The sequence below is a fragment of the Nonomuraea sp. NPDC051191 genome (assembly GCF_044455665.1).
Lineage (GTDB): Bacteria > Actinomycetota > Actinomycetes > Streptosporangiales > Streptosporangiaceae > Nonomuraea.
In genome coordinates, this window is sequence record NZ_JBITEZ010000010.1 from 17,891 (window position 1) to 44,495 (window position 26,605).

At 73.6% G+C, this 26,605-nt stretch carries 22 protein-coding genes; 8 read left to right on the plus strand and 14 right to left on the minus strand.

Features of this window, described 5'->3' with window-relative positions; genetic code table 11:
* Positions 1-22 precede the first annotated feature (22 nt).
* Positions 23-520, plus strand: coding sequence for a DUF6328 family protein (locus ACIA8R_RS27750; RefSeq protein ID WP_357707512.1), 498 nt, complete (start codon positions 23-25; stop codon positions 518-520).
* Here ACIA8R_RS27750 and ACIA8R_RS27755 read toward each other — a convergent pair.
* From ACIA8R_RS27755 to ACIA8R_RS27785, 7 genes are all read right to left on the minus strand, one after another.
* Positions 472-786, minus strand: coding sequence for a monovalent cation/H(+) antiporter subunit G (locus tag ACIA8R_RS27755; RefSeq protein WP_357707629.1), 315 nt, complete (start codon positions 784-786; stop codon positions 472-474). The two genes, ACIA8R_RS27750 and ACIA8R_RS27755, sit on opposite strands and share 49 nt — an antisense overlap.
* A gap of 5 nt (positions 787-791) precedes the next feature.
* Positions 792-1,052 carry a monovalent cation/H+ antiporter complex subunit F gene (locus tag ACIA8R_RS27760; protein WP_357707514.1) on the minus strand — a complete coding sequence of 87 codons (261 nt, stop codon included), beginning with the start codon at positions 1,050-1,052 and terminating at the stop codon, positions 792-794.
* Entirely contained in the window at positions 1,049-1,591 is a 543-nt protein-coding gene (locus tag ACIA8R_RS27765; protein WP_357707515.1) for a Na+/H+ antiporter subunit E, read from the minus strand. The genes ACIA8R_RS27760 and ACIA8R_RS27765 overlap by 4 nt, the downstream gene beginning before the upstream one ends.
* On the minus strand, positions 1,588-3,156 hold the full coding sequence (locus ACIA8R_RS27770; RefSeq protein WP_397041168.1) for a Na+/H+ antiporter subunit D: 1,569 nt from the start codon (positions 3,154-3,156) through the stop codon (positions 1,588-1,590). The genes ACIA8R_RS27765 and ACIA8R_RS27770 overlap by 4 nt, the downstream gene beginning before the upstream one ends.
* A gap of 21 nt (positions 3,157-3,177) precedes the next feature.
* A complete protein-coding gene (locus ACIA8R_RS27775) occupies positions 3,178-3,996 on the minus strand; it encodes a Na(+)/H(+) antiporter subunit C (protein ID WP_364102466.1) in 819 nt (272 codons plus the stop codon).
* Positions 3,993-6,764, minus strand: coding sequence for a Na+/H+ antiporter subunit A (locus ACIA8R_RS27780; RefSeq protein WP_397041170.1), 2,772 nt, complete (start codon positions 6,762-6,764; stop codon positions 3,993-3,995). Before ACIA8R_RS27780 ends, ACIA8R_RS27775 begins: the two co-directional genes overlap by 4 nt.
* A gap of 133 nt (positions 6,765-6,897) precedes the next feature.
* On the minus strand, positions 6,898-8,301 hold the full coding sequence (locus ACIA8R_RS27785; protein WP_364102472.1) for an alpha/beta hydrolase: 1,404 nt from the start codon (positions 8,299-8,301) through the stop codon (positions 6,898-6,900).
* 127 nt (positions 8,302-8,428) lie between these two features.
* Between ACIA8R_RS27785 and ACIA8R_RS27790 the strand changes: the two genes are divergently transcribed.
* On the plus strand, positions 8,429-8,797 hold the full coding sequence (locus ACIA8R_RS27790; RefSeq protein WP_364102475.1) for a hypothetical protein: 369 nt from the start codon (positions 8,429-8,431) through the stop codon (positions 8,795-8,797).
* A gap of 44 nt (positions 8,798-8,841) precedes the next feature.
* Here ACIA8R_RS27790 and ACIA8R_RS27795 read toward each other — a convergent pair whose 3' ends face one another.
* The gene (locus ACIA8R_RS27795; protein ID WP_357707529.1) at positions 8,842-9,261 is read right to left on the minus strand and encodes an SRPBCC family protein; all 420 of its coding nucleotides are present in this window, start codon (positions 9,259-9,261) and stop codon (positions 8,842-8,844) included.
* A 179-nt stretch (positions 9,262-9,440) separates the two neighbouring features.
* Between ACIA8R_RS27795 and ACIA8R_RS27800 the strand changes: the two genes are divergently transcribed.
* From ACIA8R_RS27800 to ACIA8R_RS27820, 5 genes are all read left to right on the plus strand, one after another.
* On the plus strand, positions 9,441-11,015 hold the full coding sequence (locus ACIA8R_RS27800) for a TIGR02677 family protein (RefSeq protein ID WP_397041172.1): 1,575 nt from the start codon (positions 9,441-9,443) through the stop codon (positions 11,013-11,015).
* The gene (locus ACIA8R_RS27805) at positions 11,012-12,199 is read left to right on the plus strand and encodes a TIGR02678 family protein (RefSeq protein WP_397041173.1); all 1,188 of its coding nucleotides are present in this window, start codon (positions 11,012-11,014) and stop codon (positions 12,197-12,199) included. Before ACIA8R_RS27800 ends, ACIA8R_RS27805 begins: the two co-directional genes overlap by 4 nt.
* A complete protein-coding gene (locus ACIA8R_RS27810) occupies positions 12,196-16,266 on the plus strand; it encodes a TIGR02680 family protein (RefSeq protein ID WP_397041175.1) in 4,071 nt (1,356 codons plus the stop codon). The genes ACIA8R_RS27805 and ACIA8R_RS27810 overlap by 4 nt, the downstream gene beginning before the upstream one ends.
* A gap of 61 nt (positions 16,267-16,327) precedes the next feature.
* A complete protein-coding gene (locus ACIA8R_RS27815) occupies positions 16,328-17,884 on the plus strand; it encodes a beta-N-acetylhexosaminidase (protein WP_397041176.1) in 1,557 nt (518 codons plus the stop codon).
* Positions 17,885-17,905: 21 nt separating this feature from the next.
* Positions 17,906-20,488 (plus strand): glycosyl hydrolase 2 galactose-binding domain-containing protein, encoded by a 2,583-nt coding sequence (locus ACIA8R_RS27820; RefSeq protein ID WP_397041178.1) that lies wholly within the window; start codon positions 17,906-17,908, stop codon positions 20,486-20,488.
* Between the two features lie 11 nt (positions 20,489-20,499).
* Here the strand turns inward: ACIA8R_RS27820 and ACIA8R_RS27825 are convergent, their stop codons facing one another.
* The 4 genes from ACIA8R_RS27825 to ACIA8R_RS27840 all read right to left on the minus strand — a co-directional run bounded on the left by ACIA8R_RS27825 (position 20,500) and on the right by ACIA8R_RS27840 (position 23,275).
* Positions 20,500-21,432, minus strand: coding sequence for a carbohydrate kinase (locus ACIA8R_RS27825; protein WP_397041180.1), 933 nt, complete (start codon positions 21,430-21,432; stop codon positions 20,500-20,502).
* A gap of 126 nt (positions 21,433-21,558) precedes the next feature.
* A complete protein-coding gene (locus ACIA8R_RS27830) occupies positions 21,559-22,134 on the minus strand; it encodes an SRPBCC family protein (protein ID WP_397041181.1) in 576 nt (191 codons plus the stop codon).
* On the minus strand, positions 22,134-22,445 hold the full coding sequence (locus tag ACIA8R_RS27835; RefSeq protein WP_357707549.1) for a metalloregulator ArsR/SmtB family transcription factor: 312 nt from the start codon (positions 22,443-22,445) through the stop codon (positions 22,134-22,136). The genes ACIA8R_RS27830 and ACIA8R_RS27835 overlap by 1 nt, the downstream gene beginning before the upstream one ends.
* 56 nt (positions 22,446-22,501) lie before the next feature.
* Entirely contained in the window at positions 22,502-23,275 is a 774-nt protein-coding gene (locus ACIA8R_RS27840; protein WP_397041183.1) for an alpha/beta fold hydrolase, read from the minus strand.
* A gap of 243 nt (positions 23,276-23,518) precedes the next feature.
* On the opposite strand from ACIA8R_RS27840, the gene ACIA8R_RS27845 reads away from it, so the two are divergent.
* On the plus strand, positions 23,519-24,208 hold the full coding sequence (locus ACIA8R_RS27845; RefSeq protein WP_357707554.1) for a hypothetical protein: 690 nt from the start codon (positions 23,519-23,521) through the stop codon (positions 24,206-24,208).
* Between the two features lie 31 nt (positions 24,209-24,239).
* On the opposite strand, the gene ACIA8R_RS27850 is transcribed toward ACIA8R_RS27845, so the two are convergent.
* Together ACIA8R_RS27850 and ACIA8R_RS27855 are read right to left on the minus strand one after the other, a co-directional pair.
* On the minus strand, positions 24,240-25,064 hold the full coding sequence (locus ACIA8R_RS27850) for a PIG-L family deacetylase (protein ID WP_364102505.1): 825 nt from the start codon (positions 25,062-25,064) through the stop codon (positions 24,240-24,242).
* Positions 25,065-25,163: 99 nt separating this feature from the next.
* Entirely contained in the window at positions 25,164-26,555 is a 1,392-nt protein-coding gene (locus ACIA8R_RS27855; protein WP_397041184.1) for a tetratricopeptide repeat protein, read from the minus strand.
* Positions 26,556-26,605 lie beyond the last annotated feature (50 nt).

Consider the following 26,605-nt stretch of genomic DNA (forward strand, 5'->3'; position numbering starts at 1 on the left):
GAACATCCAACGAGGAGGCCGAGTGAAGAACGAGTCGCACGAGGAGCGCGCCGACCGCAACTTCGTCGAGCTGCTGCAGGGCGCCCGCGTCGCGGTGACCGGCGTGCAGGTGCTGTTCGCGTTCCTGCTGACCGTGCCCTTCTCACCCGGCTTCGTCAAGCTCGACCAGACCGACCGCTGGCTCTACTTCGCCGCGCTGGTCAGCGCCGCGATCGCGTCGATCTGCTACATCGCGCCGACCGCCCAGCACCGCGTGCTGTTCCGGCAGGGCCACAAGGAGACCCTGGTACGCCGGTCCAACACCTACGGCCTGTTAGGCGCGCTCGCCCTGGTCGTGTCGATGACCACGGCCACCATGCTGGTGATCGACTACCTGTTCCACTCCACCCTGGCCTGGATCACCGCCGGCATCCTGGCCGGGCTGGCCGCCTGGACCTGGTTCGGCCAGCCCGCCCTCGACCGCAGGAACGATCAGTCCTCCTCCGAGGGCGGCATCTCGGTCTCGTCCCGCGACGACTGACGCGAATAGGCCGCCCGCGCCACCATGTACGCCGCCACCGACACGGTGATCACCTGCGAGGCCCCCACGATCAGCAGCGGCCCGGCGTTCCACCAGGTGGGCCGGTGCAGCCACATCGCGACCAGCACCAGCAGCACGCTGAGCACCTGCGGCTTGGTCCCGGCGTGCATGCGGTCGAGCGTCGTGCGGAAGCGCACCAGCCCGGCGCCCGCCGACAGCGCCAGCCCGGCCCCGAGCACCAGGCAGGCCGCCGCCGCGACGTCCATCCCGCTCACCGCGACCGCCCCGGGAAGAACCGGGCCAGCGACACCGACCCCACGAACCCCAGCAACGACAGCACCTGCAACACCGGCAGGTCCGAGTAGTCGTCCCTGACCACCGCGAACAGGCCCACCGCGCACATCGACAAGGACGTCAGCACGTCCAGGGCGACCGCGCGGTCCAGCATCGAGGGCCCGCGTCCCACCCGCCACAACGCGGCCGCCGCCCCGCAGGCCAGCAGCGCCATCGTCACCAGGTACACCGCCGTCACAGCAGCTCCTCCCGGTCGGCGCGGGTCCCGAACGCGGCCACGATGCGCGACTCCAGCCCGGCCACGTCCCTGCGGACCGCGTCCGGGACGCCCTCGCCGGCCAGCCCGAGCACGTGCAGCATCAGCTCTCTCCTGTCCATGTACGCCTCCACCACCAGGCTCCCCGGCACCGTGGACAGCGCCACCATGATCATCACGGTCATCGACTCCGACGACGTGCGCAGCGGCACCAGGACCAGCCGCGTGGGCGGCTCGCCCGGACGCACCACCCACAGCACCACCCGCGCGGTCGAGAGCACCAGGTCCCATCCGAACCACAGCAGGAACCGCACCAGCGGCAGCGGCCGCACCCTGATCCCCGGGTCCAGGACGGGCAGCGGCAGCAGCCAGGCCACCACCAGCGCGGTCGCCAGCCCGCCCAGCACGTTGCCGGCCGACACCTCGCCCCACAACGTCACCCACACCAGCGTCAGCCACGCCACCAGCGGCAGCGGCACCCGGCGGCCGAACAGCCGCGGCGCGAGCGGGTTCGCGCTCACCACGGCGTCCCCAGCACCGCGGCGATGTACGTCTGCCGCTCGCTCAGCTCCGCGGCCACCCGCTGCGTCAGCGCCGCCAGCGGCCCGGCCAGCACCGTGAACGACAGCCCGAACGCCACCAGCGCCGCCGTCGCGCCCAGCAGCACGGGCGGCAGCGCGGTCGTCGTCACCACCGGCTCCTCACCCGTCGCCTCCTCGCTCTCCATCACCTGGCCGGCCCGCTCCTCGCGCGGCGCCCGCCAGAACGCCTTGCCCCACGTCTTGGCGATCGCGTACAGCGTCAGCAGGCTCGTGACCAGGCCGCCCGCCACCAGGACGACCGCCGCCGGCCCGCCCTTGGCCAGGCCCGCCTGCACCAGCAGCAGCTTGCCCAGGAACCCCGACATGGGCGGGATGCCCGACAGGTTCATCGCGGGCACGAAGAACAGCACCCCCAGCAGCGGCGCGGTCCTCATCAGCCCGCCGAGCCGGTTGACCGACGTGGTGCCGGTGCGCCGCTCGATCAGCCCCGTCACCAGGAACAGGCTCGTCTGCACGGTGATGTGGTGGACGATGTAGAACACCGCGCCCGCCAGGCCCGCCACCGTCGACAGCGCCACCCCGAACACCATGTAGCCGATGTGGCTGACCAGCGTGAAGGACAACATGCGTTTGATGTCGGTCTGCGCCACCGCGCCCAGCACCCCGGCCAGCATCGTGGCCAGCGCCACGCACATCAGCAGCGTGGAGACCGGCCCGCCGGGGAACAGCAGCGCCTCCAGCCGGATGATCGAGTACACGCCGACCTTCGTGAGCAGCCCGGCGAACACGGCCGTGGCCGGCGCGGGCGCGGTCGGGTAGGAGTCCGGCAGCCACGCCGACACCGGGAAGATCGCCGCCTTGATCGCGAACGCCAGCAGCAGTGTCAGCTCGACCAGCAGCTTGACCTGCGGGGGCAGCGTGCCGAAGCGCTCGGCGAGCTGCGCCAGCGACAGCGTGCCCGTCGCGCCGTAGGCCACCGCCAGCGCGATGAGGAACAACATCGACGACGCCAGCGCCATCAGCGTGTACGTGGCCCCCGCCCGCATCCTGGACTCGGTCCCGCCGAAGGTCAGCAGCACGTACGAGCCGCTCAGCAGCATCTCGAACGCCACGAACAGGTTGAACAGGTCACCGGCCAGGAACGCGTCCGCGACGCCCGCCACCATCACCAGGAACGCCGGATGGAAGATCGCCATCGGCGCGTCGTGCTCCGCCTCGTCGTAGGCGTTGGCGATCGAGTACACCATCACGCACAACGTCACCGCCGACGACACCACCAGCACCAGCGTCGAGAGCCGGTCGGCCACCAGGCAGATCCCGACCGGCGAGGGCCAGCCGCCGAGCTGGGTCACCAGCGGGCCGTGCGCGTCGGCGTGCGCCAGCAGCAGCACCGACACCGCCAGCGAGATCCCCAGCGTGGTCACGCTGATGGCGGACTGCAGGTGCCGCAGCCGCCCGCCGATCGCCAGCTTGATCCCGGCGGCCAGCAGCGGCAGCAGCACCGGCACGCACACCAGCCCGCGCAGCTCGACCAGGTCACCCATGGGCTCCGCCCCTGCCCGTCACTAGTCGTCGCCCTCCAGTTCGGGGTCGTTCGCGAGCGCCTGGCGGGCCCGCTCCGCGCGCATCGCCGAGCGCATCTGCCTGCGGGCGTCGCGCTGCCTGGCCCTGATGCGCTGCCGCAGCTCCTTCTCGCCGGCCGCCTGCTCGGCCCGCCGCCGGGTGTGCTGGCGCCGCAGCTCCTCGATGCGCTCGGCGTTGTCCCCGGCCGAGGCCTCCTCGCGCAGCCCGGCCTCCTCGAAGCCGCGCTGCAGCTCCTCCTCCGACAGCCCTTCGGCCATCCGGGTGCGCATCCACTCCTCCAGCTCGGTGTGCACCCGGGCGATCCGCCGCTCCAGGTCGGCCTCCTGGAGCCGCTCCCGCTCGGCCTGCTCGGCCTCCAGCCGGGCCAGCTCGGCCCGCTGCTCCACGACCAGCCGCCGGTAGTCGTCCTGGCGGGTGCGCAGGGCGTGGCTCAGCTCGCCGCGCCTGGCCCGCAATCGCACGCGCCGGTCCTCGGTGTCGTCCTGGACCTCGTCGCTGCCGGTGAGCTGCCACGACCGGTGCACCATGGCCAGCACGAATGCCGTCACGCCCAGGGTGATCACGATGGCGGTGAGCACCATCGCCTGCGGCAGCGGGTCGGCCATGGCCCGCACCGGCGTGCTGCCGAGGATGGGCGGCCCGCCCGCGTTGCCGCCCGCGGTGATGATCAGCAGGTTCACGCCGTTGCCCAGCACGACGACCCCGGCCAGCACCCGCACCAGGCTCCGTTCGAGCAGCAGCGTCACGCCCGTCGTGATCATCACACAGCAGCACAGCAGCGGCGCCAGGGAGATCGTCACGAGCTCTCCTCCGCCTCGATCTGCCGGTCCAGCTCGGCGCCGAGACCGCGCAGCACGTCCTGGACCATGCCGGTGACCGAGACGTACACGCCGAGGTCGAAAACCAGGCCCGTGGACACGTGCAGGGTGCCGACCAGCGGCAGGTGCACATCGGTCGCCAGCATGTCCAGCGCGGCCCGTCCGAACAGCAGCCCGGCCAGCGCCGTGCCGGTCGACATGGTCAGCCCGACGCCCATCAGCACGCCCGCGTGCACCGGGAGCGCCGCGGCCAGCTCGTACCGGCCGCCCGCCAGGTAGCGCACGGTGATCGCCAGCCCGGCCACGATGCCGCCGGCGAACCCGCCGCCGACCCCACTGTGCCCGACGAACAGCAGGAACACCGAGAGCACCAGCACCGTGTGGAAGGTCAGCCGGGCCACCACCTCGAAGGCGACGGCCCGCTGCCCGCGCGGCAGCGTCGAGGACAGCCAGCGGGTGCGCTCGGCGGGCACCCGGCCGCGGTCGTCCCGCTCGATCTCGTACGTCCTGCGCCGCAGGAACACCAGGCTCGTCACGCCCAGCGTCAGCACGACCAGCACCGTGCTCTCGCCCAGCGTGTCCCAGGCCCGGATGTCGAGGATGATCGCGCTGACGATGTTGCGCGCCCCGGCCTCGCGCGCCGCGGCGGGCATCAGCGACCCGACGGCCCAGGTGCCGCGCGCGCTGGTGGCCAGCAGGCCCGCCCCCGTGACCACCACCCCGACGGCCAGACCGAGCCCGAACCGGAACAGGCGCGGCAGCCGGGCCCTGACCGGCCTGACCGGCAGCCGCCGCAGCACCAGCGCGAACACCACCAGGACCAGCGTCTCGGCGAGGAACTGGGTCAGCGCCAGGTCGGGCGAGCCGTGCGCGAGGAACAGCAGCGCGGTGCCGTACCCGATGACGCCGACGACCGCGGCCAGCAGGATGTAGGCGCGGGCGAACAGCGCCAGCGCCGCCGCCGCGGTGATCAGCACCGCGAGCACCGGCTGCTCCACGCGTTCCCAGGCGACGACGGGCACGGTCAGGTGCGGCATGCCGCCGTACGTGACGGCGAACAGCCCGACGCCGACCGTGGCGACCAGCGTGAGCACCAGGTAGTCGGGCAGCGAGCCCCGCTGGACGAAACCGGTCGCCTGGATGGCGAAGCGGTCCAGCCGCCGCACGACGGCCCAGTAGATCTGCGTCGAGTCCAGCACGTGCAGCGCCGCGCCCGCCCTGGCCACCGGCTCCCTGGCCAGGAACAGCAGCACGCCGGCCGCCAGAGCCACGGCCGACAGCAGCAGCGCGGGGGAGAACCCGGCCCACATCGCCAGGTGCGCGGCGTGGCCGGGGTCGCGGAAGGTGCCGGTGTAGCCCGACATCGCGCCGCCGTACCAGGGGGCGAAGGGCGCCAGCGCGAGGCCGAGCACCGACAGCAGCGCGGCGGGCCCGAACATGGCCGCCGCCGTCCGGTGCACCGGCGTGGCCGGCACGCCCGGCTTGGCGGCGAAGGCCCCCCACAGGAACCGCAGCGTGTACGCCGCCGTCAGCGCCGACCCCGCCACCACCCCCGCCAGCACGAGCGGCCGGTCCAGCAGCGCCTCCAGCGCCGCCTCCTTGCCGGCGAACCCCGCCAACGGCGGCAGCCCCGCCATCGACGCCCCCGCCAGCACCGCGACCGCGCACACCCACGGCATCGACCGGCCGACCCCGCTCAGCTCGCGCAGCTCGCGGGTGCCGGTCGAATGGTCCACGACGCCCACGACGAGGAACAGCGCGGCCTTGAACAGCGCGTGCGCCGCCAGCATGCCCACCCCGGCCAGCGCCGCGCCCTGGGTGCCCGAGCCGAACAGCGTCATCAGGAAGCCGAGCTGGCTGACCGTGCCGAAGGCCAGCAGCCGCTTCAGGTCCGTCTCGCGCAGCGCCCGCCAGCCGCCCAGCAGCATGGTCAGCACCCCGAGCGGCACCGCGACGGCCCGCCACAGCGGCACGTCCCCGAACGCCGGCCCGAGCCTGGCCACCAGGTACACCCCTGCCTTGACCATGGCCGCCGCGTGCAGGTACGCCGAAACCGGCGTCGGCGCGGCCATCGCGGCCGGCAGCCACGTGCTGAACGGGAAGATCGCCGACTTCGCCAGCGCCCCGGTCAGGACCAGCACCAGCCCGGCGGCCAGCGGGCCGGCCTGCGGCGGCCGGGCGACGACCCCCGACAGCTCGTACGTGCCCGCCGCCTGCCCGATCACCACGAACCCGGCCAGCATCGCCAGCCCGCCCAGCGTGGTCACCGTCAGGGCCTTCATCGCGGCCCGGCGGGCGGCCCGGCTCTCCGGGTGGTAGCCGATCAGCAGGTAGGAGAAGACGGTGGTCAGCTCCCAGAACACGTACAGCAGGAGCAGGTTGTCGGCTGTGACGAGCCCCAGCATCGACCCGGCGAAGGCGGTCATCGCGCCGCCGTAGCGGCCCAGCCCCTCCTCGTCCGCCGGGAAGTAGCGCGAGCTGTAGACCAGGACCAGCACGCCCACGCCGGTGACCAGCGCCATCATCAGCACGGTCAGCGTGTCGGCCCGGAAGGACAGCTCCAGCCCGAGCGCGGGCGCCCAGGAGGTGTCCTCCCGCGCCGGCAGCCCCCGCACGCCCAGCCACACCGTGTACGCGAAACCGGCGCCGGGCGCCACGGCCAGCAGCAGGAGGGAGGCCCGTCCCATGCGCCGGGCCAGCCAGGGAGCGCAGACCGCCGCGAGCGCGTGCAGGATCAGCAGCGACTCCATGGGCTCCTCGGGCGGGAATTTCCGGCTACGTCCGCCCAATCTCTCCCGCTCGGCCGTGCCCGGCCGCGCAGGCGCGGCCAGGGTTGACCCGAACGTCACCAGTCCCACACCCGCCCATGAGCGGGTGGAGGACTCAGACCTTCGCGCAGGCGCCGGGGCGCGGCGCGCGGGCGGTGATCACGTACCGGTCGATCTGCCGGTCCAGGCAGGATGAGCTGCCCTTGTACGCTGTGTGCCCGTCGCCGTCGTGGGTCAGCAGCACGCCGTGCTCCAGCTGCCCGGCCAGCCGCCTGGCCAGCTCGTACGGCGTCGCCGGGTCACGCGTCGTGCCCACCACCACGATCGGCGGCGACCCGTGGGCGCGCACCTTCCTGGTGAACCGCCTGCCCTTGACCGGCCAGTACGCGCAGCGCTGCTCGGGATGGTCCAGGCAGTTGACGGCCGCCAGCGCCTCGGTGCTGTTGTCGTAGCTCCCGTCGGGACGGCGTCCGTGGTTGACGTCGGCCAGGGCGAGCATGGCCGTGCCGTCGCCCTTGAAGGCGAGGGTGAGCGCCTGGCGCAGGTAGGGCCAGCTGTCCTTGGCGTACATGGCCTGGGTGACGCCGGCGCGCAGGATGGCCTCGTTGACCTGCCTGCTGTCGCCGTCGTTGCGCAGCGGCGCGCGGTCGGCCCGCTTGTAGAGCGCCTCCAGCCGCCTGGTCGCGGCGGCGACGGTGTGCCGGGGGAACGGGCAGTCCGCGGCCCTGAAGCAGTCGCGCAGGAACGACTCGCGCGCCACCTGGAACCCGCGCTCCTGCGCCGCGCCGAACTCGGCGAGCGTCTGGCCGGGGTCCTCGGCGCCGTCGAGCACCATGGCGCGGATCCGGGTGGGGAACAGGTCGGCGTAGCGGGCGCCCAGGTAGGTGCCGTAGGAGAAGCCGAAGTAGGTCAGCCGGGCCTCGCCCAGGGCGGCCCGCATCACGTCCAGGTCGCGGGCGACCTCGCCGGTGCCGACGTGCGCCAGGAGCTGCTTGCCCGAGTTGGCCGCGCAACCCTGGGCGAAGATCTTCGCCCACGCCTTGGCCCGCTTGACCTCGGCCGCGTTGTCGGGGGTGGGGTCGGCGGCGAAGTAGGCGTCCAGGCCGAGGGGGGACAGGCAGCGCACGGGGGCCGAGGCGCCCACGCCGCGCGGGTCGAAGCTCACCACGTCGAAGTGCTGCCGGACGGCGGCCGACATGACGGTCTTGTCGGACTTCAAGATGGTCGTTCCGGCGCCGCCCGGCCCGCCGAAGTTCAGCACGATCGAGCCGATCTTCCGGCCGGTCGCCGGCAGCCGGACCATGGCGATGCTGATCCGCCTGCCGCCGGGCCTGGCGTAGTCCAGCGGGACCGCCAGCTTCGCACACTGGAACCCGCTGCCGCACCCCGACCAGGCCAGGCGCTGACCGTAGTAGGCGTTGACCCCGCCGGGCGTGGCCGCGTCCGCGGTGCCCGCCAGGCCGGCGGCGGCGATCAGACCGGCGAGGACGGGCGAGAGAATCGTGATTAAACGTCGCATAATCAAAAATTGACGGGAATACCTTGCGAGCCCCTTTAAGCAGGGTGGAACAGATCATTTGCAAGAAGCGCGCCGGGCTGGGTATCGAGCAGGTCATCCGCACGACTACCAGGGGGAACAGGCCGCCATGTCGCAGCAGAACCGTCCCGTCGAGGGCGAGCACACGTACGAGCAGCACGTCACCTCGACCGACGAGCACGAAGAGCGGCCCGGCCGCAGCCTCGTCACCACCGACCACGACGTGATCCGCGAATGGGCGCACGAGCGCGGCGCCAGGCCCGCGACCGTGCCCGGCACCGAGCACCAGGGGAGGGCGGGCGTGCTGCGCTTCGACTTCCCCGGCTACGGCGGGGGCGACCTGGCGGAGATCACCTGGGAGGAGTGGCTGGAGACCTTCGACCAGCGGAAGCTGAACTTCATCTACCAGGAGCACAAGAAGGACGGCCGGCAGAGCAACTTCTTCCGGCTGGAGAACCCGGACCGCCAGGACGCCTGACGCCGGAGGGCGGGCCCGCCCCCGCCCTTGGAGGAGCCCGCCGTTCAGCCGCCCTCGGAGACGCGGCGGGTCACCTCGTCGGCCAGCCGGTCGAGCGAGCGGCCGAGCAGCTCGCGCACCTCGTCGGACCTGGCGCTCGTGCCGGGCTCGTCGAGCAGCGACAGGTGGACGGTCACCTCGCTCGTGCCGGCCGCCGAATCGCTCACCTGCAGCCAGCCCGCGTAGTCGGGGTGGTCACGGCCGCCCCACTCCACCCGGAGCTGGTCCTCCTGGGCGCGGAACAGCCCTTCGTGCCGCCCGCTGCCGGGGACCAGGTCGCCGCCCGCCTCGACGGTGCCGGCCCCGCTGTCGTTGACCCACAGCCCCCGAGGCAGCCACCGGTCCATCAGCTCGACGTCGGACGCCACCCCGAACACGATCATGCTGTCGGCCGGCATCCCGCGCGTCGCCTCGAACTCCGCCATCACAGGCCCCCGTTCCCCCCGAATGCCGCCGTACCGGGCGCGGACCGCGCCGCCTGCCGCCGGCAGCCGAACGCGGCGACCATACCCGTGGCATCCGCTCGCAAACAGGCCCTCGCGGGGCCCGTCTCTCCAGCTACGGTGGCTCCGGTGAAACCGTGGCGAGAGGGGAGAACGGCGCGATGACGGAGCTGCCACGAGTGCCGCCGGAGTTGTTCCGGTTCGCCACCACGGAACGGGCGGATCTGCACACGGCCCTCCTCGACGTCCTCGGCACGGCGGCCGAGAACCTGGAGCCCGCGCCGACCGCCGACGAGGTCCGCGACCGCCTGCGCGTCCGCGGCTGGTACGCCCCCGTCGGCGACCACGACCTCACCGGCGCGCTCGGGCAGCTCGCCGGCTGGGGGCTGGTCGAGGTGGTCTTCGACCACGCCGGCGCGTTCGCGACCGCCGAGGAGTACGAACGCCGGAACCTGCGGTACGCGCTGACCGCCCAGGGCGAGGCCGCCCACGCCGGGCTGCGGCAGGCGTCGTCGGCGCCGGCCTCGGCGGGAGCCTTCCACACCGCCGTGCTCGACGCCGTCGCCGACCGGCTGGAGGAGCTGGAGGCGCTGCTGGCCGACCCTGACCCCGGCCGGGACCGGCGGATCTTCACCTGCCTGCGGGAGCTGGAGTGCCACCTCGACGGGCTGCGCCGGGACACCGTTCGGCTCAACGGCGAGCTGCGCGGGCTGCTGCGCGCCGACGGCGCCGACCTTGGCACGTTCCACGAGGCCCAGGCGGCCACGGTGGCCTACCTCCAGGAGTTGGTGACCGGGCTGGAGCAGCGCGGCGAGACCGTGGCGCGGGCGCTGCGCGGCGTGGCCGGGCGCGGTGTCGGCGTCCTGCACACCCGCGCGCTGGCCGGCGCCGACCTGCCCCGGGTCCCCGGCGCCGACCTGGCCACCCCCTGGCTGGCCGCCCGCGCCGCCGCCTGGGCCGACCTGCGCCAATGGTTCGACCCGACCGCCCCGGGCACCCCTGAGAGCGGCGCGGGGAGTGGCGTCGGGCCCCGGCTGCGGCGGTTGCACGACGTGGCCAGTGAGGCCATCGCCACCCTGCTCGGGCTGCTCGACCGCGTCACCGCCGCCCGGCTCCCCTCCTCCGGCGCCGCCGCCGACTTCCGCGCGCTGGCCCGCTGGTTCGCCACCGCGCCGGGCGAGGACGACGCCCACCGGCTCTGGGACGCCGCCTTCGGCCTCGGCCCGTCCCGGCACGCCCATCTCGGGCACGCCGACGCCGAGCTCGTCCCGGCCGGGACACCGTGGGCGGAGGCCGGGCCGGTGGCGGTCTCGGCGCTGCTGCGCTCGCGGGGCAGGACCGAGCGCATGGGCCGCACCGGGCGGGTCCGGGACGTGGCCGCCCTGCGCGCCGAGCGCCGCGCCCGCGCCGAGAAGGAGCACGCCGGGCTGGAGGCGGCATGGCAGGCGCTGGCCACCACCGGCTCGGTACGCCTGTCCCAGCTCGGCGCGCTCGACCACGACACCCTGGGCAGGCTGCTCGACCTGCTGGGCCGCGCCCTGGCCGCCCGCCCCGACGCCACCGGCCTGCGCCGGGCCGTCACCTCCGACGGCCGGGTCGAGGTCGTGCTGCGGGCCCCCGGCGACGGCGCGGTCGCGGTGCTGCGCACGTCCGAGGGCTGGTTCCGCGGCCCCGACTACCTGCTCGACGTGCGCTCCCCGGGCGTACCCGGCCACGGGAGGGCGGAAGGGGCATGAGCCGCCTGGCCAACCAGCTCGTCAGGGCGGAGAAGGAGGAGATCGCCCGCGCGATCAGGACCCTCCTGGCCCGGCCGTTCCTGTCGGCGGACGACGAGCCCGCCGCCTTCGCGGTGATCAGGAAACGGCGGGAGCCGCTGACCCGGTGGTTCGACTACTTCTGCGGCTGGCGGCTGGTCGTCGAGCCCCGCGAGGGCTACGCCCGCCTGGTCAAGGTCGGGTCGCGGCCGACGGCCACCCGTCCGGCCCGCCGACGCCGCGCGGGCGGGGCGCCGTTCGACCGCCGCCGCTACACGCTGCTGTGCCTGTGCGCGGCCGAGCTGCTCGCCGCGCCGGTCACCACGATCGGCATGCTGGCCAGGCGGGTGGCGCGGGCGGCGGCGGTCGAGGCGGGCGTGCCGGCGTTCGACCCCGTCGGCGCCGACGAGCGGGCCGCCTTCGTCGACGCGCTCAAGCTGCTCGAACAGCACGGCGCGATCACCCCCACGGACGGCGCGACCGACGCCTACCTCGGCGACGAGGAGGCCAAGGTGCTCTACCGCGTGGACACCACCCGCGTGATCAGGCTCCTCGCCGCCCCCGTCCCGCCCTCCCGCATGCCCGGGGCGGACACGACCGCTCTCACCCTTGAGGTCCGTTACGGCGGTGACGAGCCCACGGAGACCCAGCGTGCCCTGTGGGTCCGCCACTCCCTCGTCCGCCGCCTGCTGGACGAGCCCGTCGTCTACCGCGACGAGCTGACCCCGGCCCAGGCCGCCTACGCCGCCTCGCCCACCGGCCGCCGGATGATCCGCAGGGCCGCCGAGGAGGCCGGGTTCGTGCTGGAGGAGCGCGCCGAGGGCTTCCTGCTGGTCGACACCGAGGCCACCGCCACCGACACGCGGTTCCCCGACGACGGCAGCCACGCCAAGGTCGCCGCCCTGCTCCTGCTCGACCTGCTGGTCACCGCCGGGCCGCTGGCCGCCGCCCGGCTCGACGAGGAGGCCGCCGAGCTGCTGCGGCGCTTCCCCCACTGGGCCAAGGCGTACCGGTCGGAGGGGGGCGCGGCCCGGCTGGCGGCCGACGCGCTGGAGGTTCTCGCGCTGTTCGGGCTGGCCCGCCGTACCGGCGACCGGGTGGCCGCCCTGCCCGCCGGAGCCCGCTACCGGGTCGATCGCGGCCCGGCCGACACGGAGGACGCATGACCCTCACCGAGCCCACGCCCGCGCGCACCGCCCCGGGCACGGAACGGCGCTGGATCCCCGTACGCGCCGGGATCCTCAACGTGTGGCGCTACTACGACGAGGTGTTCGAGTTCCACCGGGGCAGGCTGCTGCTGCGCGGGCCCAACGGCAGCGGCAAGTCCAAGGTGCTCGAACTGCTGCTGCCGTACGTGCTGGACGCCAGCCTCAAGCCCAGCAGGCTGTCCACGTTCGGCGGCACCGAGCGGACCATGCACTGGAACCTCATGGGCGACGGCGCGAACGGCGTCACCCGCGTCGGCTACGTGTGGCTGGAGTTCCAGCACTCCGACGGCCGCTGGTTCACCTGCGGCGCGCGCCTCCAGGCCACCGCCCACACCAAGAACGTCACCGCCGCCTACTTCACCACCGGCTCCCGCGTCGGCCTGCCCGGCGGCGTCCGGCTCACCGGCGACGGCGGCCAGCCGCTGACCAGGGCCCAGCTCACCGACGAGCTGGGCGAGACGGGAACGGTCCACGAGTCCGCCGAGGTCTACCGCGCCGTCGTCCGCCACACGCTCTACGCCGGGCTCAACGAGCAGCGCTACGACTGCCTGCTCACCGCGCTGCGCCAGCTGCGCACCCCCAAGCTCTCCGAACGCCTCGACCCCGGCCTGCTGTCCGACCTGCTGTCCAGCGCCCTGCCGCCGCTCGGCGAGGGCGAGCTCCACGAGATCGCCGACGGGTTCGAGCGGCTCGACCGGCGGCGCGAGGAGCTGCGCCTGCTCGACCGCGACGTGGAGGAGGCCGACCGGCTCGCCGGCGTCCAGCGCGGCTACGCCCAGAAGGTGCTGCGGGCGGCCGCCGCCGCGGCCCTGTCCGCCGGGCAGGCCGTCGACGCCCTCGCCGCCGAGGCCAAGGCCGGACGCGAGGCGCTGCGGCAGGCCGACGACGAGCTGGCCGCCGCCGCCGTCCGGCTGTCGGAGGAGGAGGCCCAGGAGCTGGCCCTGGCCGCGCAGATCGACGGGCTCAAGGAGAGCGAGGCGTACCGGGCGGGGCGCGACCTGCACCGGCTGCGCACGCAGGCGCAGGAGGCGCACGAGTCGGCGGCCCGGCTGCGCGACCAGGCCGGGGCGGCGGCCCGCGCCGCGTCGGGCAGGCAGGAGCTGTCGCTGCGCGCGGCGGCCGTCGCCCGCGCCGCCACCGGCCTGGCCGACCGCTCCCGCGCCGAGGCCCGCCGGGCCGCCGAACGCGCCGGGCTGCTCGCGGTCCACCTGGAGTGCGAGCGCCCGGTCCCCGAGCCCCAGGGCGGCGGCGTCCTGGCGGAGGGGGAGCGGGGCGACGACGGCGAGGAGGCCGTACGCCGCGCCCGTGAGCTGCTGCGCGCCGCCGTCACCAGCCGCGCCGGCCAGATCCGCGAGGTCAGCGTGGCGGCCGTCGAGCACGAGGAGGCGATCGGCCGCCGCACCACCGCCGAGCACGACCGCGACCGCGCCCGCGACGACCTGGCGGCGGCGAGCGCTGCCCACGACCTGGCCGGCGCCACCCGCGACGAGCGCGCCCGCGACCTGGCCGCCGCCCTGGAGGAGTGGGCCCGCGGCTGCGTCCAGCTCCGGCTCGACCCCGAGGAGCTGGCGGCCCTCGCCGACCGGCCGGAGCAGGCCGACGAGCTGGTCGGCGCGGCCCGTACGGCGGCCGAGGTCCGGCTGGCCGCCCGCGAGCACCACCTGACCGGCCTGCGCGACCGGCTGCACGCCGAACGCGCCGAGCCGGCCCGCGAACGCGAACGCCTGGCCGAGCTGACCGCGCTGGAGCCGCCCCCCTCGCCCGCCCGCCCCGCCTCCCGGTCGGGACGGCCCGGCATGCCGCTGTGGCGGGCGCTGGCCTTCCGGTCCGGCGTCGACCCCGTCACCCAGGCGGGCGTCGAGGCGGCGCTCGAAGCCTCGGGCCTGCTCGACGTGTGGCTGCTGCCCGACGGCGGCATGGATCCCGGCGAGCACGACGCCTTCGCCGCCTCCGCGCTGGCCCGGCCCGCGCCCGGCCAGAGCCTGGCCGACGTGCTGTCGGCGGAGCCGGGCGCGCCCGTCTCGGCCGGCCGGGTGCTCGCGGGCGTCGCCTTCGCCCCCACGGCGCTCGGCCTCGACCACCCCGCGGCCGTCGGCGCCGACGGCACCTGGCGGCTCGGCCCGGCCGCCGGGCGCTGGGTCAAGCCGGAGCCCTCCTACATCGGCGACGCCGCCCGCGAGCGCGCCCTGCGCCGCCGCGTCGCCGAGCTGGACGACCGGCTGTCCGACCTGGCCGGCACGATCGCCGAGTGCGACCACCTGTTCAGGGTGCTGGCCGGCGACCGCGACACGCTCGCGGCCGAGCTGCGGCGGCGGCCGGACCGCGGGCCGTACGCCGGGGCCGCGCGGGCCCTCGACGAGGCCGTGGGCAAGGTCGCCCTGCTGGAGGACCAGCTGCGCGCGCACGAGCGGCGCCTGCACGAGCGCGAGAAGGAGGCGGCCAGGTCGCTGCGCCGGCTGACCGAACTGGCCGCCCGGCACGCCCTGCCCGCCGCCCGGCCCGCGCTCGACCAGCTGGAGGCGGCCCTGCGCGCCGCCGAGTCCACCGGCGGCGTCTGGCACGACCGGCGCGGCGACGCGCGCGCGGCCAGGGAACGCGCCGGGCAGGCGGCCGAGACCGCCCGCGAGTACCAGGACCTCGCCGTGCGCGCGATGGAACGGGCCGAGGAGGCGGCCGACGCGGCCGTGGTGCTGGCCGAGAAGCTGGCCATCGTCGAGTCCACGGCGGGCGCGGGGGACCTGGACGTGCTCGGCCGGCTCCAGGACGTCCAGACCGCCTACCAGGGCTGCCGCCGCCTCATCCGGACGGTCCACGACGACACGGCCCGGCTCAACGCCCGCCTCGGACGGCTCAAGGGCGAGCTCGGCCGGGCCGAGGAGAAGCACGCGGAGGCCGGACGCGCCCGCGAGGCGGTCTGCGCGCGCTTCCGCCGCCTGATGACCGGCCACCTGCCCGCCGACGCCGGAGTGCCGGCCGGGCTCGCCCCCGACGCCGGGGTGCGGGCGGTGCTGGAGGCCGCCGGGGACGTGGCCGGGCGGCTGGCGGCGGTGCCGTACGAGCGGCGCGACGTCAGGGAGGCCGAGGCGCGCCTGCGGGACGCCTTCCACCACGCCAGGGAGGTCCTGGCCGGCCGGGCCGAGCTGGAGCTGGTCCCCGACGAGGACGCCCAGGTGCTGACCGCCACCGCCGGCGGCGTGCGGGCGGGCGCGGCGGCGCTCGACAGGGCGCTGCGCGACGAGCGCGACGATCGGCGCGGCGACATCACCGAGGCCGAGCGCGACCTGTTCGACCGCACGCTGGCCGGTGACACGCGGCGGCACCTGGCTGACCGCATCCGCCAGGCCGCCGCGCTGGTCGAGGGCATGAACCAGCGGCTCGAACGCGTTCGCACGGCCTCGCGGGTCGCGGTGCGCCTGGTCTGGCAGGTCGACCCCACCCAGTCGCCGGCCACCCGCGCGGCCCGCGACCTGCTGCTGCGCGACCCGGCCGGGCTGGGCGAGGCCGACCGCGAGGCCCTGTACGCCTTCTTCAGGGACCGCGTCGAGGAGGCCCGCGCCGACGACTCCTCGGCCGGCTGGGAGGACCAGCTCATGAAGGTGCTCGACTACACGGCCTGGCACCGGTTCGTGGTGCGCCTCGACCGCGGCGACGGCCAGGGCTGGCAGGACCTGACCAGGAAGCTGCACGGCGCCCTGTCCGGCGGCGAGAAGGCCATCGCCCTGCACCTGCCGCTGTTCGCCGCCGTGGCCGCCCACTACCGGACCGACCCCGGCTGCCCCCGGTTCATCCTGCTGGACGAGGTGTTCGTGGGCGTCGACCGGACCAACCGCGGCCAGGTCTTCGACCTGCTGGTGAACCTCGGCCTCGACCTCGTGCTCACCTCCGACCACGAGTGGTGCGAATACCGCGAGCTTGACGGCATCGCCATCCACCAGCTCATCACCGGCGACGGCGACGACGCCGTGACCACGGCCCGCTTCGTGTGGAACGGCTACCGGACGGTCCCCACCGAGACCTTTGATTAGAAAGGTTCTTTACTACCAGGGGACGCGTCCGTATGGTGGGGGCAACCCTCGGGAGGCGGTCATGAAGATCCGCACCGCTGCGGTCGTGCTGACGACCCTGCTCGCCACTTCGGTCTCGGCGTCGGTAACCGTCTCGCCCAGCGCGACGGCGGCGGCCGCCGTCGCCTTCGGGACGATCGTGCCCGCCCCGGTGAGCGCGGTCCCGGCGGCGGGGGTGACGTACCCGATCACCGCCGCGACGGCCCTGTACTCCGACGTGCCCGAGCTGGGCGAGCAGCTCGCGGGGCGGTTGCGCCGGTCCACCGGCTACCCCGTCCCGACCGTGTCCGCCCCGCCGGCGGACGGGATCGCGCTGCGGCTGGGCACGGTGGCCGGCGGGGACGAGGCGTACCAGCTCGACGTGACCGCCACCGGGATCGTCGTGCTGGCCAACCGGGCCGCCGGGCTGTTCAACGGGGTGCAGACGCTCCGGCAGCTGCTCCCGTACGCGGCCGAGGCCGCCACCGTGCAGCCGGGGCCGTGGCCGGTGCCGGGCGGGCGGGTCGTGGACCGGCCGCGCTACCCGTACCGGGGCGCGATGCTCGACGTGGCCAGGCACTTCTTCCCGGTGGACGCGGTCGAGCGTTACCTCGACCAGATCGCGCTCTACAAGATCAACTACTTGCACCTGCACCTGTCCGACGACCAGGGCTGGCGCATCGCGATCGACTCCTGGCCCCGGCTGGCCTCCTACGGCGGCGGCACGGCGGTCGGGGGCGATCCCGGCGGCTTCTACACCAAGGCCCAGTACCAGGAGATCGTCGCCTACGCCGCCGCCCGAAATATCACCATCGTTCCGGAAATCGACACGCCGGGGCACACCAATGCCGCTCTCGCCTCCTACGGCGAGCTGACCTGCGACGGCGTCGCCCCGCCGCTCTACACCGGCACCGAGGTCGGGTTCAGCACGCTGTGCACGTCCAAGGAGATCACCTACACCTTCCTCGACCAGGTGGTCGGCGAGCTGGCCGCGCTCACCCCCGGCCCGTACCTGCACATCGGCGGGGACGAGGCGTCCTCCACGACGCCCGCCGACTACAAGGCGTTCGTCGACCGGGCGCAGGGCATCGTGGCCGCCCACGGCAAGACCGTGATCGGCTGGCACGACGTCGTCAACGCCACCCCGCTGCCCTCCACGGTCGTCCAGTACTGGGGCAGCGACCCCACCGAGACGGCGGTCTCGACGGCCGGCCGGAAGGTCGTCATGTCCCCGGCCAGTCGTGCGTACCTGGACATGAAGTACAACCGGCGCACCCCGCTCGGGCAGACCTGGGCGGGCCTGATCGAGGTCAAGGACGCCTACGGCTGGAACCCCGGCGCCTACCTCCGGAGGCTGCCGCCCGAGCAGGTGCTCGGCGTCGAGGCGCCGCTGTGGACCGAGACGCTCAGGACGTCGGCCGACCTTGAGTACATGGCCTTCCCCCGCCTGCCCGCGCTCGCCGAGCTGGCCTGGTCCCCGGACGCCACGCACGACTGGACCGCGTTCCGGCAGCGGCTGGGCGCGCAGGGCCCGCGCTGGCGCGTCATGGGGATCGCCTACTACCGCTCCACCCAGATCGCCTGGCCCTCCGGTTCGTAGGAGCCCCCTCAGGAGCTGCGCATGTCACGATCGATCAGATGCGTCCTCGCCGTGCTCGTCCTGCTGCTCGCCTCGGGGGTGGTGAGCGCCGGCAGCGCCGTCGCGGCGGCCGGTTCGACCGAGCTGGCCTCGGGCTGGGCGCTGCGCCCGGCCACCGGCCTCGCCGACACCGGCGCGGCGATCTCCACGCCCGGGTACGCCACCACCGGCTGGAACCCGGTCACCCTGCCCTCGACCGTCCTGGCCGGCCTGGTCGCCAACGGCGTCTACCAGGATGTCTACTTCGGCCAGAACCTCAAGAACGTGCCCGACCTGACCACCCAGGACTGGTGGTTCCGCGGCGAGTTCACCGCCCCGGCCACGGCCCCCGGGCAGGTCTACTGGCTGCGGTTCAAGGGCCTCAGCTACCGCGCCCAGATCTGGCTGAACGGCGTGCAGCTCGACGCCGCGGCGGTGGGCACGTTCGTCGGCCACGAGTACGACGCGACCGCCGCGATCAGGCCCGGCGCGGCCAACGCGCTGGCCGTCCGGGTCACCCCGCCGCGCCACGACTGCAAGGACCTGTCCGCCTGCACGGTCGACTGGAACCCCGAGGCCCCCGACATGAACGCGGGCATCTGGAACACGACCCTGCTGGACACCACGGGCCCGGTGGCCCTGCGCGACCCGTACGTGCGCACGACCCTGTCGGGCACCGCCGCCGACCTGAACGTCTACGTGGACGCCGTCAACGCCACGAACGCCCCCGTCACCACCACGGTCAGCGGCACGATCACCAAGGCGGGCCGGCCCGACCTCACCTTCTCCCAGGACGTCACGCTGGCCGCCCGCGAGCGCAAGGAGGTCGCCTTCGCGCCCCTCCACGTGAGCGATCCGGTGCTGTGGTGGCCCTACCAGTTCGGCAGCCCCGAGCTGTACCGGCTGACGGTCGCCGCGGGCGCCTCCGACAGCAAGTCGATCGACTTCGGCATCCGCCAGGTCACCGACTACCGCACCACCGTCAACGGCACCTCGTTCGCCGGATACAAGATCAACGGCCGGCCGATCCTGCTGCGCGGCGGCGGGTATGTGTGGGACCTGATGCAGCGCTGGGACACCAGGACGAACGCCGCCCACATCAACTACGTCAAGGACATGGGCCTGAACACCATCAGGTTGGAGGGCACCCTCGGAAACGAGGAACTGTACGACCTGGCCGACAAGGCGGGCATCCTGGTCATGCCGGGCTTCGTCTGCTGCAGCGCCTGGGAGGACGACAGCGCCTGGACCGCCGAGCAGGAGCAGGTCGCCCGCGCGTCGCTGGACAGCCAGCTGCGCTCGCTGCGCCACCACGCGTCGGTGTTCCTGTGGACCTACGGCAGCGACCAGCCGCCGACGGCCGCGCACCTGGCGGCGTACAAAGGCGTGGCCGCCGCCCTGCACTGGCAGAACCCGACCCTGGACAACGTCGCCACCTGGTCCAACGCCGACGCCGGCATGAAGATGGACGGCCCGTACGTGTGGGAGCCGCCGGTGCTGTGGTGGGACGAGAGCCGCAGCGGCGGCGCGTTCGGCAGCACGGGGGAGGAGGGCACCGAGGCGCCGCCGCCCCTGGAGACCCTCCAGCGGTTCCTGGCGCCCGCCGACATCTGGCCCATCGGCACGGCGTACAACTACCACGCCGGCAAGCCGGGCAGCGTGTTCGACACCGTCGCCCCCTACACCACCGGCCTGACCAAGCGTTACGGCACCCCGACCTCCGCCGCCGACCAGTCGCGCAAGTCCGAGGCGCAGAACTACGAGAACGCCCGCGCCTTCTTCGAGGCGTGGAGCGCCAGGCAGCACGTCCGCTCGTTCGGCTCGATCTTCTGGATGCTGAACAACGCCTGGCCGTCGGTCCACTGGAACCTCTACGACTACTACCTCAAGCCCGGCGGCGGCTACTTCGGGACCAAGAAGGCCACCGAGCCCGTGCACATCGCCTACGACTACCTCACCCGGGCCGTCCACGTGGTCAACTCCACCCTCGCCACCAGGTCCGGGCTGACCGCCACGGTCTCCGTGCACAACCTGCCGGACCTGGCCCAGAAGTACACGGCCTCGGCGCCGGTCACCGCGACCGCCAACGCCGGCGTCCAGGTCCTGACCGTCCCGGCGCTGACCGGGCTGTCAGGGACGTACCTGATCAGGCTCCAGCTCAAGGACGCGGCCGGCGCGAAGGTCAGCGACAACGTCTACTGGTACTCCACCTCGCCCGACACGCTCGGCAACAAGAGCAACTGGTACCGCACCACGCCGAAGACGTACGCCGACCTCACCGGCCTGAACGCCCTGCCCACGGCCAATGTCACGGCCACCGCCGTCCGCGCCGTCTCCGCCGGGACCGAGACCGTCACGATCACCCTGACCAACCCCTCCGGCCTGGCCTTCCTCGTACGCCCGGAGGTGGTCGCGGACGGGCGCGAGGTCGTCCCGGTCACCTACACCGACAACTACGTCACGCTGTGGCCGGGGGAGTCCACGACGATCACCGCCACGTACCGGACGTCCGACCTCACCGGCCACCAGCCGTCGGTACGGGTACGCGGCTACAACGTCCCCACCACCACGATCCCTCTTTCCTGACCCGGGCCCCGTCAGGGGCCGGTCAGCGCGTGTGCCCAGGGCGGGTTCGCGCCCGCCACCGAGCACGTCAGCGCCGACACCCGGGCCGCGAACGACGCGGCGGCCACGGCCGTGTCCAGGTCGAGGCCGTCGAGCCGCCCGCCGAGCAGGCCGCGCGCGCCCAGATCATGCAGGAGCCCGGCGGTGAAGGAGTCGCCCGCGCCGACCGTGTCGACGACGTCGACCTCCGGCGCGGGCACCTCCGCCCGTTCCCCGTCGAGGGACACCAGCGCCCCCGCCGCTCCGCGCGTCACCACCACGAGCCGGGCGCCGGCCGCGTGCCAGGTGTCGCAGGCCCGTTCCACCGACGCGCCGGGCAGCAGGAAGCGCAGGTCGTCGTCGCTGAGCTTGAGCACGTCGGCCCACCCGCACCAGCGTTCGACCCGGTAGTCCTCGCGGGCGGCGAGGGTGGGACGCACGTTGGGGTCGATCGAGACCGTGGCCCGCGCGGCGGCCTCGCGCGCGAACTCCTCGACCGCCGCCCGGCCCGGCTCCCTGACCAGCGCCAGCGACCCGGTGTGCAGGCAGGCGGCCGGGCCGAGCCTGGCCGGGGCCAGCTCGTCCGGGCTCCACTGCCAGTCGGCGGTGCCGCCCGCGTAGAAGGTGTAGGCGGCCCGGCCGTCGCGGTCGAGCGCGGCGACCGAGAGCGTGCTCGGCTCGGCGGCCTCGACGGCCGCCGACAGGTCCACGCCCGAGGACGCCAGACGCTCACGGAACAGCGTCCCGAACACGTCGCCGGAGATGCGCCCGAGGAAACGGGCCGGCGTGCCGAGCCGGGCCAGCGCCACCGCCGTGTTGGCCGGGCCGCCTCCCGGCAGCACCCGCAACCCCAGCTCGCCCCGCCCGGCCGCGCCCTCGGAGGCGGTGAAGCCGTCGGCGACGCACTCGCCCAGAACAGCGATCATCGAGCCTGCCTTCCTGGCGCGCGCCGCCGATGTCGTACGCCCGAGGCGGCATCGACGTCTCCGAATGGGAGCTCATCATCGCAGCCCGCGATCACGCCCGCACTCACCCTCCGTCCTGGGCTCGCGTCAGGCGGTGCCGTTCCCGTCCTTCAGGTGGCGGGGCAGGCCGGTGTCCGGGACGCCGAGCCTTCGCGCGTACCGGTCGTTCAGCTCCGACCAGCCGAAGTCGACCGCCGCGGCGCCCCGGATCGGCGGGATCGGCCGCCCGTCGAGCAGCTTCTCGGCCACGTCGAGGCAGATGTGCCAGCCGGCCGCCGCCTTCGGCAGCATGTCGCGGTCCTGGACGGTGTGCCGCAACGTCAGACGGGTGCCGCCGCCGGTCGCCGCCAGCTCCCAGCGCAGCAGGTCGGTGCCGAACGTGTGCTCCAGCAGCGTCGGCGGCTCGGCGCGGACGACCTCGGCCGCCATGTCCAGGGGGTTCTCGTCGTCGATCATCGTGAGCGTCACGCCGCCCGTCTCGGACAGATCCCGGCCGGCGGTGTACGGGGCCCAGGCGGAGAGCTGCCCCGGCTCGGTCAGCGCCCGCCACACCTTCTCCGGCGGGTGACGCAGGTCGCGGACGAAGACGAGGGTCCAGCGATCTCCCGTCGCCTCGCCGCCGACCTGGGCCGGCGGGCTCGGGCGGTACACGTCAGAGGTCATCACTGCTCCAGGTTGTCGAGATGCCGCTCAAGAGCGTCGAGATGCCCGTCCCACAGGGCCCGGTACGGCTGAAGCCAGTCGTCCAGCGCCCGCAGGGGGCCCGCGTGGATGCGGTAGATCCGCCGCTGCGCCGCGGTGCGGCAGGTGACGAAACCCGCCTCCCTGAGCACCTTCAGCTGCTTGGACACCGTGGGCTGGCTGACGTCGAGCGCCTCGACCAGCTCGTTCACGCTGCTCTCGGACACCCGGAGCCGATCGAGGATGCGACGCCGGGTCGGCTCGGAGAGCACGGAGAACGCGTCGACGGACATGCCTCTATATTCCGCTGAAGGTATATGCCTGTCAAGGAATATAGCCGCCTGCTCCTTCAGCGCCGGATGATGATCTCCGTGAGCCGTTCCGGCGCACGCAGCGGCAGATAGTGATCGGCCGCGGCGACGATCTCCAGGCGCGCGCCGGGAATGCCCTCGGCGAGCCGGCGGGCGATCACGTCGATCTCCGGATGGTCGTGATCGCCGACGACGACGGTGGTGGGCACCGCGACCCGCTCAAGCAGCTCGACGGCGCCCACCTCGGAGAAGCGGACGTGGTCCTTCTCCGAGGCCACCCGCACCTTGGCGTTCTCGGTGACCATGCCCTCGATCGCCGCCCATCCCGGCGCCCGGTCACCCAGCGAGGCCCACACCGTCAGCTCCGTCTCGGCCAGGCGGCCGGCGTCGTTCCCGCGGTCCGCCGCCATGTAGGCGTCCATCTCCGGAGAGTCCGGCCAGTCGTGGCCACTGGCCGACGCCGCGACCAGGACCAGGGAGCGCACCCGTTCCGGGTGCTCCAAGGTGAAGTCGAGCGCGACCTCGCCGCCCATGCTCAGCCCGACCAGCGCGGTGCGCTCGATGCCGAAGTGGTCGAGCACCGCGAGCAGGTCGTCCTCGTAGCGGAACGGCGCGGTCGGCGGCGTCGAACGGCCCAGGCCCCGCGCGTCGTACCGGATCACGGTGTGGTGGCGCGCGAGTGCGGGGAGAACGCCGTCCCAGAGGCGGCTGTCGTGCACGGAGCCGTGCAGCAGGACCATGGGGGCTCCGCCGCCGGTCTTCTCGGCCCACAGGCTGCCGCCGCCGGAGACGGGGATGTACTCGATGGTCATGGGACCGATTCCATCACGCTTGTCCTGTTCTGCCGTTGACCCTGGCGGGAGGGCCATTCAGGGGGCTCGCCTCGGCGGATGCCCCGGGGTGGGGATTCCGGTCGGTCATGTGGTTTTTTCGTGTCCGTCCGAGGGCTCGCTAATGTTATCTCTTCGTGATGTGCGTCGCTGGCGGGTGATTTGTACGGAGAGAGCGTGTGTAGAGGAGATTGGCTACCCGATTTTTCGTCTTTATCAGGAAATTTGGGGCCAGCGCTGCCCGATCATCCTTGTGGTTACGATTCCTTCGTCCAGTCGTTCTGCGGAGCGAAGGGGAAGAAGGGCGCCATCGATTCCCACGATCTGGCCGAACTCGAAAAGCGCCGGAATGATCCCGACTTCGCCGTGGCGTTCGCCTCCGTGATGCCGCCACGGCAGCTCAAAAGCCTTCTGGCCGGTCTGCGCCGCGCGCATGCCATCCAGTCCACCAGCCTCGACCGGCTGGCCAGAGCGCTGAGCACGCTGCTCGGCACCGCCTCCCGCGCCCCCTGCGCGGCCAGGATCTCGACCCCTTACGCCCACCGCCTGCTCGAAAACCTCGACGACCCGGAAACCGGTTTCGCGCTCGGGCAGTTGTTGCGGTACGGGCGTTTCGCCGACACATTCCTGCGCGACCTGGCCTTCAAGGTCTACGACCATGAACGAAGCCAGCCGCCCGGGTCTCCGTACTGGCGGAACCTTCGTCCGGACTCGCTGCCGATGTGCGCCATCCCCCTGGACGAACGGGACCCCATGGCAGCCGTCATGGCCGCCCTGGCCAACCATCCCCGTGCGGCCCGCGAATTCCTGACGGACGGGCGCCGGGACCCACTGGACTACCTCACCTGCGAACGCTTCTGGCCCGGCCAGACCGAGACACACCTCGACCGGGCCATCGACATCGCGGGCCTCTAGCAACCCGGTGGGGCGTTGCCGCGGTGACGGGTCAGGGGCGGAGGCCGGTGAAGAGGTCTTCCTCGTGGGCGGGGGCGTCGACCTTGTTCAGCTTCCGCTCGAAGGCCTCGTGGGAGAACGCCTGGTGCTGGGCCTCCTCGGGCATGCGGAGGAGGAAGATGTTCTCGCCCTGGCTCTCGTGGGCCTGGAGGGCCTTGAGCTTGCGTTCGACGTAGGGGGTGACGTCGACGACCGCGGTGACCTGCTCGTCGGGGGTGCCGAAGTCGTCGGACGGCTCGAAGCCGCCCAGGTCGACGCCGCTGTCGCGCATCAGCTCGAACATGCGCTTGATCGCGGCCCTGGGGATCGCCGTGTAGTAGAACTTGTCGGGGATGCCGGTCGCCTCGACGGCGGCCACCGTGATGCGGTGGGCCTGCACGTGGTCGGGGTGGCCGTAACCGCCGCCGCCGGTCTCGTCGTAGGTGATGACCACCTGCGGGCGGTAGCGCTCCATCAGCTCGCCCAGCTTGGCGGCGGCCACCTCGACCGGGACGTTGGCGAACGCGTTGGGGTGATGGTTGGTGTCCCAGCCGTCCATGCCGGAGTCGCGGTAGCCGAGCAGCTCCACGTGGTCGATGCCCAGGTGCGCGACGGACTCGCGCAGCTCGCCCAGGCGCTTCTCGGCCACCCTGGCGGCGTCGTGACCCTCCTCGCCCGGTTTGACGCCGCCCGCGTCGTCACCCTGCTCGCCGTTGGTGCAGGTGACCAGCACGGTGCGGATGCCCTCGTCGGTGTAGCGGGCGAGGATGCCGCCGGTGCTCAGGCACTCGTCGTCGGGGTGGGCGTGGACGACCATCAAGGTGAGTTCCCGATCCATGAAGGGAACCCTACTCGGCGCGCCCGACACTTCGGCCCCCGCGTGCGCGGCGACGGCGGACGATGGACGGGGCGGGGGACGGGGCGGGGGACGGGCGCGTCAGGCGGTGGTGGTCAAGGTCGTGGCGCGTCGGCGGGCGGCGGCGGCCGTGGCGCGGTCGCCCAGGGCGTCGGCCAGCGCGGCCTGCTTGAGCCAGTTGAACGGGCTGCACGGCCGTACGCCGATCCGCTCGCTCACCAGCGCCCGCGCCACCTCGTGCCGCCCGCCCCGCAGCGCCGCCTCCAGCAGCGTCTTCTGCACGGCGTCCCGCTGGGCGTGGCTGCCGCCGAACTCGTTGACCCGGTGCCGGATCGGGTACAGCAGGTCGACGACGGCCCCGAAGTCGCCCCGCCCGTACGCCACCAGGGCCCGGCACACCGGCAACCCCACCCGCGACGTCATCGCGACGTTGGTGACCCCGGGACGGGACTCCAGCGCGTACGCCTCCCGCGAGGCGACCAGCTTCTCCGCCTCCCCGATCCGCCCGGCCCCCACGTACGCCATGACCGCGTGCACGTCGTTGAAGGCGTAGAACGGCTCGGCCACCAGCGGCGGCCACGCGTCGGCCAGGGCCCGCCAGCGTCCGGGCTGGTCGGACCCCTCCAGTAGGAGCCGCCAGAGCAGCGCGGCGGCGTCCAGCAGCTCCATGGACGTGCGCCCGCCGGCCAGCGCCGCGTCGTACACCCCGAGCGCCCGAGACGTGTCGCCGGTCTCCAGGGCGTAGAGGGCGTAGTGCCACCAGGTGTGGACGTTGAAGAACGTGCCGGTGGACCAGTCGTCCAGGCGGGCGTCGAGGTAGCGCACGCCCTCGCCGAAGCGGCCCTGCATCTCGTAGGTGTGCACGACCGCGTGGATGCCCCACACGTCGCGCCGGTTCAGCTCGACGGCCCGCAGGCCGACCTCCTCGGAGCGGTCGTAGTGGCCGGCCTCCTCCAGGCCGAAGGCGTACATGCCGAGCAGGTGGCCGTAGTGCCGGTCGTCGTCGTGCCAGGCGGTGAGCGCGCCGCCGACCCGGTCGCGCAGCGAGCGGGCGTCGCCGGTGAAGAAGTCGATCTGGTGCCCGGCGGCCAGGGCCAGCGCGTCGCGCGGGTGGGCGACGGTGATCTCGGCCAGCAGCGCGCCGCAGGCGGTCAGGTCGCCGTCGAGCAGCGCCTGGACGGCCGCCAGGTGCGCGCGCTCGCGGGGCAGCAGCGACGACTCGTCGGCCTGGCGGCGGAAGGCGTCGAACCGGGTGCGCGCGCTACGGGCGTCCGCCGCCTCGGTGGTCAGCAGGTCGAGGTAGGCGGCCAGGACGTTGCCCATGGGGAAGCCTGGGGAGTCGGCCAGCGCGGCGGTCGCCTCGGCGTCGACCTCGGCCCGGAAGTGCAGCAGCTCGTCGATCGCCCGGTCGTAGTGGCGGGCGGCGGCGGCGCTCGCGCCGGTCATGGCCAGGCCGTGCTCGTCGGTGGTCACCCGATCACTGTAACCACGCCGCCGGTCCCGATTCAGGACGACCGCCTGAC

What these genes read in the sequence shown, in the direction of transcription:
- ACIA8R_RS27815 (WP_397041176.1), top strand. Translation starts at nt 16,328, where the DNA reads ATGAAGATCCGCACCGCTGCGGTCGTGCTGACGACCCTGCTCGCCACT.
- ACIA8R_RS27835 (WP_357707549.1), bottom strand. Translation starts at nt 22,445, where the DNA reads ATGTCCGTCGACGCGTTCTCCGTGCTCTCCGAGCCGACCCGGCGTCGC.
- ACIA8R_RS27830 (WP_397041181.1), bottom strand. Translation starts at nt 22,134, where the DNA reads ATGACCTCTGACGTGTACCGCCCGAGCCCGCCGGCCCAGGTCGGCGGC.
- ACIA8R_RS27810 (WP_397041175.1), top strand. Translation starts at nt 12,196, where the DNA reads ATGACCCTCACCGAGCCCACGCCCGCGCGCACCGCCCCGGGCACGGAA.
- ACIA8R_RS27825 (WP_397041180.1), bottom strand. Translation starts at nt 21,432, where the DNA reads ATGATCGCTGTTCTGGGCGAGTGCGTCGCCGACGGCTTCACCGCCTCC.
- ACIA8R_RS27785 (WP_364102472.1), bottom strand. Translation starts at nt 8,301, where the DNA reads ATGCGACGTTTAATCACGATTCTCTCGCCCGTCCTCGCCGGTCTGATC.
- ACIA8R_RS27805 (WP_397041173.1), top strand. Translation starts at nt 11,012, where the DNA reads ATGAGCCGCCTGGCCAACCAGCTCGTCAGGGCGGAGAAGGAGGAGATC.
- ACIA8R_RS27820 (WP_397041178.1), top strand. Translation starts at nt 17,906, where the DNA reads ATGTCACGATCGATCAGATGCGTCCTCGCCGTGCTCGTCCTGCTGCTC.
- ACIA8R_RS27840 (WP_397041183.1), bottom strand. Translation starts at nt 23,275, where the DNA reads ATGACCATCGAGTACATCCCCGTCTCCGGCGGCGGCAGCCTGTGGGCC.
- ACIA8R_RS27755 (WP_357707629.1), bottom strand. Translation starts at nt 786, where the DNA reads ATGGACGTCGCGGCGGCGGCCTGCCTGGTGCTCGGGGCCGGGCTGGCG.
- ACIA8R_RS27795 (WP_357707529.1), bottom strand. Translation starts at nt 9,261, where the DNA reads ATGGCGGAGTTCGAGGCGACGCGCGGGATGCCGGCCGACAGCATGATC.
- ACIA8R_RS27770 (WP_397041168.1), bottom strand. Translation starts at nt 3,156, where the DNA reads ATGGGTGACCTGGTCGAGCTGCGCGGGCTGGTGTGCGTGCCGGTGCTG.
- ACIA8R_RS27850 (WP_364102505.1), bottom strand. Translation starts at nt 25,064, where the DNA reads ATGGATCGGGAACTCACCTTGATGGTCGTCCACGCCCACCCCGACGAC.
- ACIA8R_RS27780 (WP_397041170.1), bottom strand. Translation starts at nt 6,764, where the DNA reads ATGGAGTCGCTGCTGATCCTGCACGCGCTCGCGGCGGTCTGCGCTCCC.
- ACIA8R_RS27800 (WP_397041172.1), top strand. Translation starts at nt 9,441, where the DNA reads ATGACGGAGCTGCCACGAGTGCCGCCGGAGTTGTTCCGGTTCGCCACC.
- ACIA8R_RS27790 (WP_364102475.1), top strand. Translation starts at nt 8,429, where the DNA reads ATGTCGCAGCAGAACCGTCCCGTCGAGGGCGAGCACACGTACGAGCAG.